Source organism: Paracraurococcus ruber, from assembly GCF_004353985.1.
GTDB lineage: Bacteria > Pseudomonadota > Alphaproteobacteria > Acetobacterales > Acetobacteraceae > Paracraurococcus > Paracraurococcus ruber.
Genome location: NZ_SMOA01000138.1, coordinates 1 through 14,629, shown reverse-complemented (window position 1 = coordinate 14,629; position 14,629 = coordinate 1). Strand labels below are relative to the sequence as shown.

General features: G+C 67.2%; 11 protein-coding genes. 4 read left to right on the top strand and 7 right to left on the bottom strand.

The annotated features are described in order from the left end of the window. A partial coding sequence (locus E2C05_RS20445; protein ID WP_205082917.1) for a hypothetical protein occupies nt 1-578 on the top strand: 578 nt, incomplete at its 5' end. 569 nt (nt 579-1,147) lie between these two features. Here the strand turns inward: E2C05_RS20445 and E2C05_RS20440 are convergent. From E2C05_RS20440 to E2C05_RS20425, 4 genes are all read right to left on the bottom strand, one after another. Beyond that, entirely contained in the window at nt 1,148-1,441 is a 294-nt protein-coding gene (locus tag E2C05_RS20440; RefSeq protein WP_133221508.1) for a hypothetical protein, read from the bottom strand. Between the two features lie 283 nt (nt 1,442-1,724). Continuing rightward, nucleotides 1,725-2,060: a hypothetical protein gene (locus tag E2C05_RS20435; protein ID WP_133221507.1), complete on the bottom strand. Its 336-nt coding sequence runs from the start codon at nt 2,058-2,060 to the stop codon at nt 1,725-1,727. A gap of 825 nt (nt 2,061-2,885) precedes the next feature. After that, nucleotides 2,886-3,869 (bottom strand): nucleoside hydrolase, encoded by a 984-nt coding sequence (locus tag E2C05_RS20430; RefSeq protein WP_205082915.1) that lies wholly within the window; start codon nt 3,867-3,869, stop codon nt 2,886-2,888. 484 nt (nt 3,870-4,353) lie between these two features. Next, nucleotides 4,354-4,755: a helix-turn-helix domain-containing protein gene (locus tag E2C05_RS20425; protein ID WP_133221505.1), complete on the bottom strand. Its 402-nt coding sequence runs from the start codon at nt 4,753-4,755 to the stop codon at nt 4,354-4,356. 1,173 nt (nt 4,756-5,928) lie between these two features. Here E2C05_RS20425 and E2C05_RS20420 point away from each other — a divergent pair. Continuing rightward, nucleotides 5,929-6,468 (top strand): hypothetical protein, encoded by a 540-nt coding sequence (locus E2C05_RS20420; protein ID WP_133221504.1) that lies wholly within the window; start codon nt 5,929-5,931, stop codon nt 6,466-6,468. Between the two features lie 1,222 nt (nt 6,469-7,690). On the opposite strand, the gene E2C05_RS20415 is transcribed toward E2C05_RS20420, so the two are convergent. The 3 genes from E2C05_RS20415 to E2C05_RS20410 form a co-directional block, all read right to left on the bottom strand. Then, nucleotides 7,691-8,374 (bottom strand): mandelate racemase/muconate lactonizing enzyme family protein, encoded by a 684-nt coding sequence (locus E2C05_RS20415; protein ID WP_242481919.1) that lies wholly within the window; start codon nt 8,372-8,374, stop codon nt 7,691-7,693. Between the two features lie 207 nt (nt 8,375-8,581). Further along, nucleotides 8,582-8,836 (bottom strand): enolase-like domain-containing protein, encoded by a 255-nt coding sequence (locus E2C05_RS34250; RefSeq protein ID WP_200306100.1) that lies wholly within the window; start codon nt 8,834-8,836, stop codon nt 8,582-8,584. 366 nt (nt 8,837-9,202) lie between these two features. Continuing rightward, nucleotides 9,203-9,610, bottom strand: coding sequence for a LysE family translocator (locus E2C05_RS20410; RefSeq protein WP_200306102.1), 408 nt, complete (start codon nt 9,608-9,610; stop codon nt 9,203-9,205). 422 nt (nt 9,611-10,032) lie between these two features. On the opposite strand from E2C05_RS20410, the gene E2C05_RS33220 reads away from it, so the two are divergent. Next, nucleotides 10,033-10,194 (top strand): hypothetical protein, encoded by a 162-nt coding sequence (locus tag E2C05_RS33220; RefSeq protein ID WP_158292261.1) that lies wholly within the window; start codon nt 10,033-10,035, stop codon nt 10,192-10,194. A gap of 842 nt (nt 10,195-11,036) precedes the next feature. Next, the gene (locus E2C05_RS20405) at nt 11,037-14,471 is read left to right on the top strand and encodes a PAS domain S-box protein (RefSeq protein ID WP_158292260.1); all 3,435 of its coding nucleotides are present in this window, start codon (nt 11,037-11,039) and stop codon (nt 14,469-14,471) included. The last annotated feature ends 158 nt before the right edge of the window (nt 14,472-14,629 follow it).

The window sequence follows — 14,629 nt, the reverse complement described above, 5'->3', positions numbered from 1 at the left end:
CGCCGCCGCGGCAGACCGCCCAAGCCGCGCCCCGCAGAACTCACCGGCGCGATGTAGCCACCAGCCGAACTGGGGAATTTTCAGCCAGCACTTTTGAGGAAAACCACCTCAGCATTGACACCGACATCGTGGACCCCGTCCTGATCATCCAGAAGCGCCTCGATTGGCGGAACAGCCTTCAGAAGTTCGCCTACCTGCTCAAGGGCATCGATCCGAGCTGCAAGACCTTCACCCGCGCCAACGGCCAAGGCCCATCCTTCGAGGGCACGATCCAAGGCAAGCGTTGCGGCACCTCGAGTACCCTCTCCTCCAGCAAACGCCGCATGGCTGGCTACCGCGACGACGCCGTCATGGCGGACCTCGACTTCCACGACGTCATTCGGCACCGGCAAGCCGCTCTGGAGGCTGCACCACGGGCGGCAGTGCAGGCCATGCTCCGCCAAGTCTCGCAACGCCCTGCCGGCCTGAAAGCAGATGTTGCCCCGCACAGCTTCCAGGATGACCGCACAGCCTTCCCAGGTCTCGCGGAGGCAGGTCTATCCCAGACAGGCGACAGCGCCCTCCCAGCGCTTCCCTGAGCATTCCACTCCCTACCAGCCGGCGGTTCGTGCTGGTTCAGCCGCCGACGGGAAGGGCGCGTCTAACGCCACGACACCCAGTGCGGACAGGTCTCCCAGGCGGCCCAGATCCTGCCGCTGTGCTCACGGAGATTGTCTGCCTGGCGGCATTCCTTGTGCATGCCGTGATCGGGTTTCGGCAGGCCCCAGTAGTGGCACTGGCCGCAGGTCCGCGCAGGCTTTGGCATTGGCGGTGGGGCGGCTGGCGGCGGGTCGGACGGCATGCCGCCAGTGAGCATTCGACTGCGGAGCGCCGCAAGGGTTACAAGCTATATCGGAGGGGCTGGAGTGTCCTTGGCCAGACCCATGCCGAGCGGCTGGCCGATACCGCGCCTCCCGCCGCTCATTGGACAGGGCACCTGGAAGACTTCCAGCGATATCCGGCCTCGCCACCGCGCGTGACCAGGCCGATCGTCGCCGACACCCTGCTGCATATGACGCGTAGCGCCGGCAGGGAGGGCAATGGCGGCCCTGTCCCCAAGCCCTCGGCTGGGTTGGGACAGCGCCTCGAACTCCCGCCTTGCCCGTTTCTACCTCACCTGCGCTCCGGCATTCTGGACCTGCCGCCACACGCGGCACCCCATGGCGTCGAGCAGGTACTTCTCCCGCTCCAGGGCAACCATCGTATCCGCCGCCATGAGCCGCTCCAGCGAAGCGGCGCAGGCGGGCCCGCGCTCCGCAAAGCGCCCCTCCTCTAACTCGAGAAAGGCCCAAATAAATAATGCTATAATTGCAAAAAAAGCCACCAGAAAAACAAGAAATGGAAAGATCGTCGTGCGGGTTCTAGCTTGCCAGGAGACCCGCTCACTGAGTCCGACGCTCATCATGGCTCCGCCCCTTGCCGCCACTGCTTCATCGTCTCGAATCAGTCCGAGAATGGACCAATCGGCACAGTCCCGACCGCTTCGTCGGGGAACCGTAGAATGCGTCGTCGCCCGCTGACAGCGTCGGCGCGGGACCGGTATGCTGGAGCTTCATCAATGCCGGGAGCGGATGGCCACCGGTGTTCCGGCAGAAGCATGTCGACCGGGCTGTAGGCTGAATGCGGCGCCGCAGGTTGGCAGCCGTCCCAGAATCCGCACCAACGGACGGGACCGGCGAAGGCGGTCATTGCCGGATCGCTAAAGGTTCTCGTGGCATGCGGCGCGCGACATCGCATTCCAACTGACGGACCAGGATGCCGCTTCGCTGCAACTCGATCAGGTCGCGAGTATTCAGCAACGCGTCGACAACCCGGTCACATATCTGACGCCGCTCGACGATCGACGGCGGCACGTTCCGTGGATCGTCGAGGGCTGGGACAGCCAGGTCCACCGCGAGATAGATGCCGATCGCGGAGAGCAACGACCATATCAGGAGCTTCGCCCAGAACCGCTGCCTCGATGGGAATGGGCTGGAGGCCACCATAGACAGATCGTGCCGATCGGCGGCCAGTCGCGTCAATCAGGAAGCTCTCCCGAAGGGCGCATCAACGTGGCAGGCGCCACCGAGCATGCGATGCGAATCGGTTACATATCGCGCTGAGAAGGCCAAGGTTGGCCCAGGTTAAAAGCGAGCCAAATCCCATTTACCGGAACGCGCATTATTCTGGAATTAACAATGTCAACGCTCAAATCTTACTGGTTCGCGATTGAGTGCAATTCATATCAATGACTTAGGACTGATTTGCGCAACATGCCGCAAGACAACGGGGCCATCCTTGCGACAGATATGCTTCGCTATTCGAAGATCGCCTGATCTGGTCAGTATTGTTGAAGCTGACCCAACATCGGTGGAGATGCGCGATCGGCACGCGAAAGCGACGGGCATCACGCGACATGGTGCGCCGTGGAGATGGCGTGCCTCGACGGCAGATCGGGCATGCTGAACCTGCAGGGAAGGAATCGACTGCCTCCCATGCAGACCTGCGCCGAGGTATTCTGCTTGTAGCAGTCACGATCGGGCCCAGCCGGGGACGAGGCGCGTCGCACCTGCCGGATGTATCAGCGACTGCCTTGGCAATTCCGCCAGTCGCCTGCCCTCACACTCGGTGATCGTCAAATCCGCCACCGCCGATAGCCTGCAGGATGCCGTCATGGACGGCCGAGCGCTGGCTTCGAAGCCCACCCTGCCGACTGAACCGGGGCGACCAGGCTTCCCCAGAGACACCATGCCGCTTCAGACCTCGCCCGCTTGATACCCGTTCCAAGATCCGGGAACGGCGGGCAACGGCTGTTCCGGAGTGAAGCCGATCGCCGGCTCGCCGCGGAGTGGACCGGGCGATCCGCATCACCGGATCGCCGCCCAGCGGGGCAGATCCGCAGCCAGGGCCGTCGTCAGCATGTCCCGGATGGTCGCGGCAGACACGCAAGGCTGCTGGTGCCCGCCGCGCGCGGCGAAGACATCGGGACGAAGCAGGTAGAGCGCGGCCAGATCGTCCCAGAGCGAGGTCTTCTCCCAGCCTTCGGGATTGGCGCGCAGCATCGCCGCGATGACCGGCGCCATGTGCTTCTCCTGCGCCAACGCTTCGATCCACTCCGGCACCGGGCGGAAAGCATAGAGCTGCCGGCCGTTGTCATCGACGCCCGGCTCGGCCGTGCGGCAGCGCTCCAGCCCGTTCGGGATGTCCACCCAGGCAGTCCGCACCCGCCGATCGGCCCGCTGCTGCCGCCCGACGAGCAGATCGAAGGTCGCGAAGCAGGAATCGAGGTCGTAGCGGCAGTTGAAGCCTTCCGGCTGGCCCGTGAGCTCGTCGGGGTAGGGCCGGCCCTGGGCGATGATCCGGTCAACCCGCTCCAGCACCTCCGCTGCGTAGCGCAGAAAGGACGTCCACGGCCCGATCACCAGCACGCTGATGCGGCGGCATGCCGCCAGCATCGGCCTGAGCGCCTCGGCAATGTCGGCGGTTGGTGGATCGGCAGCCGGGATCGGCGCCTCAAGAAGGTGGTTGAGCCGCTCCGCATTCGCCCGCCAGGTCTGAAGATCGGGACCGAGCTGCTCAGGCCATTTGGGGTTGGGGCTGGCGCCACGGATGACGGGGATGCCGTCCTGCCCGCCGCGCCTGAGCACCTCCCGCAGCGCGCCCACGCCCTCTGGCGTGCGGGAGATACCCTCTGTCACCACAACGGCGGCGACCCGACCGGTTCGTGCCAGCATGCCGACCGCCCGGACATCGTCGATCTCCACGTCGGTGTCGATCAGATAGCAACGCCCGTCCGGCGGGGCCGGCCCGGCGCGCACCTTGGCAGGGGCGCAGGCCAGGGCGAGAAACATGATCAGGAGAGAGCTGACAAGCTTTCGTCGACGCGCCCACCGCTGTTGCGTCCGGGGTGTCATGCTCCCAGCTCCTCCGTCCTTGGTTGCATCCTGGTCCGGCCCTTGGTGAGCCGGTGACATAAGCCCGTGACTCCCTTTCTGGCCACGACACAGCATTATCCCGTGCTCCGGCACAACCTGGTCTACACGGCGGTGCCCCGAGCCAAGCCGCTGGTCGTCATGGGCGCCAGCAGGCCCACCGCTGCTGGCCAAAGCTGAAGGAGTGGCTCACGCCGTAACGGGACGGCCGTTACGGGACAGGCAGAAGTCTGTACAGGGTCGAACCCGGCGGCTCGCAGCGGGTACCAAGCATATGGCGCACACCACCAGCATGCGTCCCCGCGACCATCGGCCTAGTGGTCCGGCGCTTTGCCGCACCCTCCACAGCCGCGGAGACGCCCGGGCGCAAAGTGTCCATGCGGGAAAGGCGGCAGGCTGGCCATCAGATCCACCTGGGCGCCAGGTGGACGATGGCGCTGTACGTCGGGTCGAAGGCTGGCACCTTGCCGCCGAACTCCCGCCGCGCCGCTTCCAGCCAGGTCCGCTCGTCCGCCGTCACCAGCAGCCCGAGCGATTTCTCCACGATGGCCAGGAGTTCCGGCTCGTAGGTGGCCAGCCAGAGCCGCATGAGCATGGTGGGATCCGCGCCGAGCGACAGAGCCAGCGCCGGAACCTTGTTGGAGGGCACCCGTGTGTCGCCCTGCTTGAACATGGCGATCAGGTTGGGCTTGTCGTACCCCACCTCGAGCGCGATCTGCCGCTGCGTCTTCCCCGAGCGGTCGATCAGGGCAGCGATGCGCCGCACGAAGGCGTCGGCGGCGTGGCGCTTGGTCGGCGTCGTCATGATCTCTTCCTCGATGCTGTCTACATCAGCATTCTAGGGAGATCGCGTCTTCCCTGCCCCGCAACACGGGACATTTGCTGCATGTCTCCGACGGACCGGCAGACGATCGCGTATTATCCCGGTCTGCTGTGGAGAAGCGTCGGGGCTGGTAGCGCGGGCTGCGTGATTTCACCTGCGGCTCTGTGGGAGCCGACGCCGGCCAGCCATCTATCCCGGGCGGTACACGCCGTCCCTGGGAGGCTGAGGAGACGCCCTGCGGGTAGCCTGCCACCCGGGCCGAGCTGGCATCGGCAACGCCGTCCCGGACAGCCATGCTCACCCACAGACTGGCGATGCGCCAAGTTGAAGGAGTTCTTCGCCACGCCCACGCTGGCGGAGAAAGGGTGCGCGGCAGATCCGCGCGGCGGTCAGGCTCAGCCGCTATGCGATGGCCGGGTCTCCGCGCCGGGCGACAGTGATCGGCATCATCCGCCCGCTGCCGGCCGAGCTGGACGACGCGGCACTGGAGCCGAGGCCATCAGCCCTGCGCTTCGGCCCCTGCGGTACGCCATCCGCCCCAGCTGATCTCGGCTGCAATGCGCAGAAACATATCGTGATGATTGTTACGTTGCGGGCCGGCCGCTCCCGCCTATCACTGGTCATGAACAATCGATCGTCACAGCAGCCGCTGCACTGTGCCGCCATGACCAAGTCACGGCTGCATCCCGCGACCACCTCTTCCTTACACCAGCAGAAGTGCACTGGCCATCCTTCGGCGCAAGGCCTGCTTCCGGCAGCTCTCGCGACGCAGCACGGTGAAGTTTGCCGAGGGGGTATTCTGCCGTGCTGACCACCGCGCCGAGCGCCGGCAGCCAAGACACTGTCGAGATTTTCGATGAATTGTTGAACGCCGCATCAGCGGCTGTGGCAGCCCTCGAACAGGGGGGTTGCTATATGGATTTACTGCTCTCTCTGCGCTCGCCTCCTTCAGCCCTCTATCCAGCCTCTACTCCGGCCCGTTCAGTCCCTGGTTGTCATCTTGATCAGGACGACGTCGCTCGGGTCGTGAACAGCCTTGCCTTTGCTGAGCACCGCGGGACCCCGCTGACATGCCATCTCACCCTTCTCTGGCGGCATACCAAAGGCTTCGATCCTGCGAGGTGGACATTCACGCAGACCAGGTGCCTCGACCGGATGAGCCGCTACCTGAAGCGGCAGGGGATTGAGCCCTGCTTCGTCTGGGTCCGCGAGGTCGGCCGCATCAAGCACGAGCATACCCACCTGCTGGTCCATCTCCCAGAATGGCATCGGGGCAAGAACTACGTGCAACTCCGGGCCGAACTCGTCTCCCGCCTGACCGGGATCGGTGGCTTCCGGGCCAACGGCATTCGCATCGGCCGCAACCCTGGCTATCCCGGAACGCCCGCGATGCGCTGGGGCTGGGGCTGCTATTTCCTGAAGAGCTTGGACCCTGCCCTGACCATCGGCCTCGGCGCCGGGACCGTCTCGCTGGCTGAGGTCCTGGGCATCAGGCTTGAACAAGATCTGATGCCGCTGTCGGGCCGCCGCTCCCACAGCACCGAGAACCTCGGGCCGAAGGCTCGCCTCGAAGCCGGCTACCGCGAAGTCGACGATCCTCTCGGCCTGGCGCATCTGCTCTCCCAGGGCAGCTGCCTCACCAGGCGGGGCCGAAGAGCCCGCAAGCGCAGCCGCGTTCCGCCACCGCCACATTGAGCCTCTCGTCTGCCCGGGATGGTACGAACGTGCCGTGTCGTGCCGGGCAGCACGACGCTCCCGGAGTGTTTCGTCGGGACCGTCCACGGTGCGACCATGTCACCGCCTTCCGTTCCATTGGCCGCCAGGCAGCCAGGACAGCATGGGTGGGGATATGGGACACTCTGGAACGCCGCACCGCCATCAGCACGCAGCAGCTTGGCATTGCGGGGCATCTGGCGCCGGGATGCTTCGACGCACGGACTTCCTGCATCCGGTGCACGACGCCGGTGATCCCGTCGTCCCGCTCGCGCGATGCCGCGGCAATGCCGGCACATCCCACATGTCCCGCGTTTCGAGTTGGAAGCGCGTACACGGCACTGCGACGTTTGTCTGCCGCATGACTAGCGCTCTTCAGCAGGCTGCCTTCCAGACTCACCAGAATGGCAATGCGGGGCATGTGCTCCCAGAGCCCTGGCCTTGAGCCGCATCACGCGTCATCAGAGTTTCGCCGACAGCCGCGCCCTCAACAACCACGTCTACCGCAATTTCAGTCTGCGCTGAGCCGAAGGTTCGGAGTCCGTCCCCACCCCCGGCGACAACCGCGTAGACTCAAGGTGTCCTTGCCGAAGCTTTCACGATGAATGTCACACAGCTTCCCAGGATTCGTTGCTGCCGGGTTCCTCGTGCGCTATAATAGATGCGCATCGGCGATGGCGCTCTCCGAGCGTCGCGTCCTTGCAGTCCACGCTGGTCGGATTAACGGCGGCGGCGTGGACTCCATCGCCTACCGTGGGATCTCCCCCAGGCGAAGCCCGGTCCGAAAGGCGCGAGGGTGGGGAGCGCGGCGCATGGTCCGCGGAGGTCGGCGCCAAAGTGGCAGGCTCATGCGCCATGTCCACTGCCGAGGCGAGGGGCGGCTCCAACGAGAGGCGCAGCATTCGCGCAGGCATAGGGACCAGCCCTGCTTCATGCGGGGATGGTCGTCCTATGCCAAAGCTCAGGGCTTCCACCGAGAGTGCATAGTAGAAGATTCGCCCCGACAGCGGCCCGAGCTACCTGTCAGCCGGTGTTCCCCGGCTTTCATCCTACTCGCCGCCGCCGAAACCGACCATCGTACAACGCGGTTACCGGTGAACTGGCAGGCAGCCTCCCTCAGTGATCGAGGGCCGAAGTTTGGTACCGGCTTATAACCGCGGCTTTCGACCAAGAGCGGTCCTCGCCACCTGCCTCAGACCGTGCCTCAGCTTGACCGCACGGTTCTTGCGGCCACGAAGCGCTCGAACTGCGCCATGTCGGGGACGACGCCCAGGCCGGGTCCCTCCCGCAATGCCATGACGCCGTCGCGCACCGGCACGACGGCGTCGATAATCACGCTGCGCAGCGGGTTCGGATTGGCGTCGACTTCCAGGAACCCGCCACCGCGGACCGCGGCCAGGAGGTGCAGCGAGGCCAGCTGACCGATGCCGCCGGCAAGGAAATGCGGGCAATAGGCCCGGCCCGCGGCCACCACCGCACGCGCCACCGGCAGTGTTGCCGAGGCGCCGCCCCACTTCGCGCAGTCCGGCTGGACGAAGCCGAGATGATGCTCGGCGACCGCCTGCTGGTACGCCGCCATGCCGCGCAGGTTCTCGCCGGCGGCGAGTGGCGCCCGGCTCGCGCCCGAGACCTGCGCCCATTCCCAGGAAGGGCGGTCGGCCGCCAGCGGCTCCTCGATCCAGGTCAGCGGCAACTCGCCGAGCACCTGGACCCCGCGCATCGCGGCCCGCAGGTCCCAGCCCTGGTTGATGTCGACCATTACCCGCTCGCCCTCGCGCAAGGAGGCGAAGACCGGGCGGAGGGTGGCGAGGTCGCGCTGCTCGCCGAAGCCGATCTTGATCTTAAAGTTCCGGTAGCCGCGGCTGCGCGCCTCCTCGACCTGTGCCAGCGCCTGGGCGTCAGGATTGAGGCCGCTGGCATAGACCGCGACCGGCGAGGCATCCGTGCCTCCCCAGTGGCGCCAGAGCGGTACACCTGCGCGGCGGGCGGCGAGGTCGTGCAGTGCGAGGTCGGCGCCGGCGAGCGCGGCCGAGAAGGACCCCGGTTCGCCCGCTTGCAGGCCCCAGAGGTGCAGCGCGCGGTCGGTCTCCGCCCACTAGGCGGCGGGATTGGCGATGCTGCGGCCGAGCAGGCGCGGTGCGATGAAGGCATCGAACAGCCGGGCGCGGTGGTCGGCGCCGATGGTTGGGAAGTTCGACCAGATCTCGCCCCAGCCGACGAGACCGTCGGCATCAGTCAGGCGGATGAAGACGGCAACGCGCTCGGCCATGCTGCCGAAGGCGTTGACCACCGGCGTCTCAATTGGTGCGCGGCAGACGAAACTCTCGGCACGGACAATGCGAGTGGTCATGGGTTCCTCATCGCCAGGATCGTCGTGGATCGGCCCTGCAAACAGGCTACGTGGTCCGCGAGAGCTGGCGGCTTAGCAGAACAGGTTCTGATTGCGATCCCTGTATGAAGCGACCCGTCCCGCTCTCCGCCCAACTGCGCCGTGGCTCGCGGGCTTGCCCAATCCAGGATTCCGGAACTCGGCATCGGGCAACCGCTCCGAGCGACAATCAGGCTCGCGGGCGCTTCGCAAAAGCGAGGCCTAGACCAAGCAAGATCATTGCAGCGCCAGACGCCTCGCGCAGCCGGCAGATCACCGCGGGGCGTGCCGCTGCGCCGTCGCGGATGCGGCTTGCCCCGCAGGCGACAACGATGTCAGCCAAGATGTTCAGCGTGACGGAGATGGTACCCAGCACCACGAATTGCAGGGTGGCGTTGCCGTGCGTCGGGTCGACGAATTGCGGTATGAACGCGAGGAAGCGTCAGCCAGTCCCGACATCGCGCCACGGCGGGCCGCCTGGATGGTGCGCAGCCCAAGCCAGACGAGGTAGGCGGCGCCGAACAGCTTTAGGACGGTGAACAACTCGGCGCTGGCGAGCACAAGGGCGGAAACGCCCAGCGCGCCTGCCAGGACGTGGATCATACCGCCAAGTCCCGTGCCGAGGCTTGAGGCTACGCCTTCCGCCCGGTCACCGGCGAGCGTGCGGGCCGCGACGTAGAAGATACCTGGGCCGGGCGTGGTGGCGTGGATGGCGGCTGCCGCGACATAGAGGACGAACTGGGTGAGATCGGGCATTGGGGGCGGCTCTACGGGCGAGCGCTCCGGACCGATGGGACAGGAATGCCTCTCCATCTGAACCGCGGAGGGTTGAGCCTTGGCTCGACCAGCAGCCGGCATGTCGTCGAGGCCGTGTGGCGCATGAACGGAACCGGCGATCCGGCCCTACACCTTAGTCGCTGAAGAGATCCTCCGGCGTTTTCCTCCCAGCGTCCGCGCGCTTCGAGCAGCAAAGGCGCGCCTCGAGCCGGGTCGGCCAGCATCTCATCTCGCTTTGCGGAACATATCAAGAAAGCGAACATCTTTCAGTGATCACAACCTATGCTGGTTGATCCATGGCACGCCGAAGCCAGAAAAGGCGCGCAGTGGAGGTAATCATGGCGAGTTCTTGTTCCCGGATCACGCTAGCTCGGTTCGCTGCCGAGTTCGCCCATGCAGTGATGGAGGAACTCGAGCGGGTGGACGACCGGCAGGCCTATCTCGATGGCCTGAAGGAGGAACTACCGCTGCTGGCGAGCTTCCTGGAGCCGGCGGAGGCTCAAGATCTCATTCCTTTGGTGCACGCAGTCATCGAGCGACAGCTCGGGCCTGCCCTGCACTGACCGCACCTCGCCTTCATCCGGGCTCGCCCAGCCGCCATCGCCGCGCGCTATGGGTTCGGGCTGCACGCCCGAAGCCCGCCGTGTGCAATCGATCCCAGTCGGACGGCATCGCGTTTCCTTCCAGGCATCGCCGTTGCTCAAACCGCCACCAAGCTTGATTGCAATCCGCAATGACGGTCGGTGAAGCCGCCGACAGCGGTTGGCGTCATGCCGAAGGGCACCGGCCCCCTCCATCCGGCATACCAGATCAAACCTGTCCGTCGATCACGCCGTGCGAGCCTGAGCCGCGGGGAACGGCTGCGTTCGCCATCATGGCTGGTAGGACACGAAGTCCTAGGCAGGACCGATTGCCGGCATCCGGGTCTCGCCGGCGCTCCGGCAAGATCGTGGTCATCCTTGGACAGCCGGGGAGTCCGTCGTCGATGTTCTGGACTCGGCCAGAACCTGTGCCAATTCACAAACTCCCAGAGCGGCGACACAACCCAGAGTAGAACTCAGAAATTCTCCGCTGGTTTTTGGAGTTAGGGATCCCAACGCGAAACAAAAGCACCTATGGTCCTTGTCGCCCTGCTTCAGGGTTGCCGTTGCACAACCCTGGATAGCATCATTGCAAGTTTGATTCAGATTGCAATAGCTCGCCTGCTATGGCGAACGCGCGTTCCTTCCCTGGCACGGAACTTCAACTAAAGAGAACGCTCGACATGCCTTTTCGCCATGGCTCGGAGCTGACCCCCACAGTCCCACAAGCACAGTCCGGTGCCGCGACGAGCGATGTACCGAAATCGTCGACAGCCAGCGCCCTTCCGAGACCGTCGCGGCGTGCGCCCTCTCTGCCGCGTCGGTTGCTGCTGTTGGTTGGTGCCATCGCCCTGCCCTTGATGGCCATTGGGGCGGGCACGCTCTGGCTGAACTACCGCGGCGACCGGGCTCGGGCGGAGGCGCAGCTGCTGGAGCAGGCGCGCGGCCTCGCCCGGCTCGTCGACAGCCAGTTCGAGCAGGCCGAGGTTGTGGCCCGAACCCTCGCGGCCTCGCCAACCCTCGCTCGCGGCGACCTGGAGGCATTCAAGGGCGAGTTGCGTGCCGCCCGCGACGCACTCTCCGCCGGCGTGCCGCCAGGGACGCCGCCGGCGATGCTGAGCCTGCTCGACACCGAGGGCGCCAGGCTCCTCGACACCCGCGCGTCCGATGGCAACGGCAACGGGCTGCAAGGCCTACCCCACGCCCTCGCGGCCGCGGAGACGGGGCTCCCGCAGGTCAGCAACCTCTTCATCGGCAGGGTCACGCGCCTCCCCATCGTCGCGGTAGCCGTGCCGGTGTTCGCCCGGGACGACAGCGACACGCCGCGCGTGACGGGCGCGATCAGCATCGCGCTGCCGCGGACGCGCCTGCTCGGCCTGGTCAACGAAGCGGGCTTGCCGCCCGGCTCTGCGGCCTCGGTGCTCGACCGACGCGGCACCGTTGTTGCCCGCTCGCTGCGCGACGCCGAGACCGTCGGCAAGCTGCCGATGCCCGCGGTCCTCGCTGCGGTGATGGAGCGGGGCGAGGGATTCGCCCCGCGCGGCACGCCGACCCTCGAGGCCGTACCCTCCACCATCGCCTTTGCCCGCGCCCCCGCCAGCGGCTACGTCGTCAAGCTCGACATCCCGGAAGCTGTGTTCGTTGCGCCCTTGCGGGCTGCCCTGTGGCACAACGCCGCCGTCGGGCTCGCGGTGCTCGGCCTCGGCCTCGCCATGGCGATCCTGGTCGCACGTCACGTCGTCGGCGCCTTGCGCCGGGTGCCCCGCCTGGCCACGGCAGCCGCCGCCGTCGCGGAACGGCCGGCGCCGGCCGGGCTGGCGGAGGCCGATGAGCTCGCGGCCGCCATCGCGTCCGCGCTGATCGAGCGCGAGCGGGCCACCGCGCAGACAAGGGCACTCTTCGAGAGCAGCCCCGTGGGCGTCGTCATCTCCGACACGGACGGGCGGGTGCACCAAGCCAATGACGCTTTCCTTGGCATCGTCGGCCGGACGCGGGCAGAGCTGGAGTCCGGCGCCATCCGCTGGGACGAGATCACGCCAGAGGAATGGCTGGCCCGAGACGAGACGGCGATCGCCGAAGCCGTCGCCCGTGGCCGTTGCACCCCCTACGAAAAGGAATATCGCCGGCCCGACGGCACGCGCGTGCCGGTTCTCCTCTCCTTCAGCTTCATCGACCGGGCCGCGGGCACGGCCGCTACCTTCGTCGTGGACCTCACCCAGGCGCGCGACGCCGAGGCGGCTCGGCACGCGAGCGAGGAATTCGCGCAGAGCATCCTGAACGCCACCTCCGACTGCGTCGTCGTGCTCGACGCCGAGGGCCGCGTGGCATTCATGAACGAGCCGGGCCGGTGCCAGAAGGAGCTGGACGACGTCGCGCAAGCGATCGGTTGCCCGGTGGAGGCGCTGTGGCCCGAGGAGTCACGGCCGAAGGTCCGGGCTGCGCTCGCCCTGGCGCGTTCCGGGCAGGTTGCGCAGTACACCGCATTCGGACCGACGGCGAAGGGCACGCCCCGCTGGTGGGACGTGACCGTCTCGGCCCTGCCCGGCGCCGCGGGGCAGCCGGGGCGCCTTCTCTCGGTGGCGCGCGACGTCACCGCGGCCCGGCAGGCGGCCGAGGCGCTGCGCAAGAGCGAGGAGCGCCTCCGGCTCGCCCAGGACGCGGGCGGCATCGGCGCGTGGGAGGCGGACCTGGTGACAGGCACGCGCCACTGGTCGGACAGCACCTATCGCCTCTGGGGCATCGACCCGGGCGCGACCATCACCCCCGAGTACCTGCTCTGCCTCGTTCACGAGGATGATCGCGCGCTCATGCGCGAAGCGGTTGCGCGGGCGAAGCGGCCGGAGGGGCCGTTCGCCGAAGTAGAGTTCCGCATCCACAGACCTGCCGACGGCGCCCTGCGCTGGATCAACTCGCGCAGCGAGGCTGTCGCCTGCGACCCGGAGAGCGGGTTGCCCGTGCGGCAGGTCGGGGTCATGCGGGACATCACCTCGGCCAAGCTGGCGGAAGCCACGCTGGCTCGCGCCAACGCCAACCTCGAGGCCCGTGTAGCCGAACGCACTCGCGACCTACAGGAGGCGGCAGAGGAACTTCGGGCCGAGATGCGGCGGCGCGAGGAGACGCAGATGGCGCTGGCCCAGGCGCAGAAGCTGGAGGCGCTTGGCCAGCTCACCGGCAGTGTTGCCCACGACTTCAACAACGTCCTCGCGGCCGTCATGGGCAGTCTGCGGCTGATCACCCGCCGGGCCGCCGATGAGCAGGTTCTCTCCCTCGCCAGGAGCGGGGAGCGCGCGGCCGAGCGGGCGGCGACGCTCATCCGTCAGCTCATGGCCTTCGCCCGGCGTGAGGACCTCGAGCCCGTGGTGGTCAGCCCCGCTCGCGTGCTGGAGGAGGTCGACCAGATGCTGAGGCGTGCGGTCGGCACCGGCATCACCCTGACCCTCCGCGCCGCCCCCGACACGCGGCATGTGCTGACCGACCCGCACCGACTGGAGGTCGCGTTGCTCAACCTCGCAGCAAACGCGCGAGACGCCATGGACGGTGCCGGCACGATCCAGGTCGAGGCACGCAACGCGGTCGCTGGTTCTGGCGAGGAACGCCCAGAGGAACTCGACCCGGCGCTCGACTACGTCGTGGTCGCGGTCCGCGACAGCGGTCCGGGCATGCCGCCCGAGGTGATGGCCCGGGCCGCCGAGCCCTTTTTCACCACCAAGCCGCGCGGCCAGGGTACCGGGCTCGGCCTCGCCATGGTGCACGGTTTTGCCAGGCAGTCGGGCGGCGCGCTGCGCCTCACCAGCGTACCGGGCAGCGGCACGTCCGCCGAGATCTGGCTGCCGCGGGCCGCCCGCGACGCAACGGCGCCGGCCACGGTCGAGGCCGAGCCGGACCCGGCACTGCACGGTGCCGCGACCATTCTCGTCGTGGACGACGACGACCAGGTTCGGCTGGTGATGGCGACGCAGCTGCGCGACCTGGGTTACGACGTGGTCGAGGCCAGCGGCATGGCGTCGGCGATGGCGCTGGCTGCCGCCACCCCGCACTTCGACCTCGTCCTGACCGATGTGACTATGCCGGGCGGCCGCGGCCCGGACCTCGCCCTCCGACTGCGGGCCACCCACCCCGGCACGCCCATCATCTTCGTCAGCGGGTACAGCGACCCGGGCGCGCTGACGGGCGAGGTCGTCATGGCCAAGCCATTCACCGCCGCCGAACTCTCCCGACGCGTGCTGGCCGCCCTCGGGCGGCTGCCGATCTCCGCTTGAGCTGCACCCGGTTTCCCTGGACATCGATTTGTCCGTACGGAGACCGGCATGGTGAGATGCAGCATGGATCAGAACGAACGCACTGAGGTGGGAGATGGGCCTGTGGTCAGCGAGGGCGGGCGCAGCCCGTCCGCGCTGTCCACGGGCCAGGGCGGGCC

Bases quoted from the DNA above. Each gene is read 5' to 3' on its own strand.
- E2C05_RS20440 (WP_133221508.1), bottom strand. From the start codon at position 1,441: ATGAGCGTCGGACTCAGTGAGCGGGTCTCCTGGCAAGCTAGAACCCGC.
- E2C05_RS20430 (WP_205082915.1), bottom strand. From the start codon at position 3,869: ATGTTTCTCGCCCTGGCCTGCGCCCCTGCCAAGGTGCGCGCCGGGCCG.
- E2C05_RS20425 (WP_133221505.1), bottom strand. From the start codon at position 4,755: ATGACGACGCCGACCAAGCGCCACGCCGCCGACGCCTTCGTGCGGCGC.
- E2C05_RS20420 (WP_133221504.1), top strand. From the start codon at position 5,929: ATGAGCCGCTACCTGAAGCGGCAGGGGATTGAGCCCTGCTTCGTCTGG.
- E2C05_RS34250 (WP_200306100.1), bottom strand. From the start codon at position 8,836: ATGACCACTCGCATTGTCCGTGCCGAGAGTTTCGTCTGCCGCGCACCA.
- E2C05_RS20410 (WP_200306102.1), bottom strand. From the start codon at position 9,610: ATGCCCGATCTCACCCAGTTCGTCCTCTATGTCGCGGCAGCCGCCATC.
- E2C05_RS33220 (WP_158292261.1), top strand. From the start codon at position 10,033: ATGGAGGAACTCGAGCGGGTGGACGACCGGCAGGCCTATCTCGATGGC.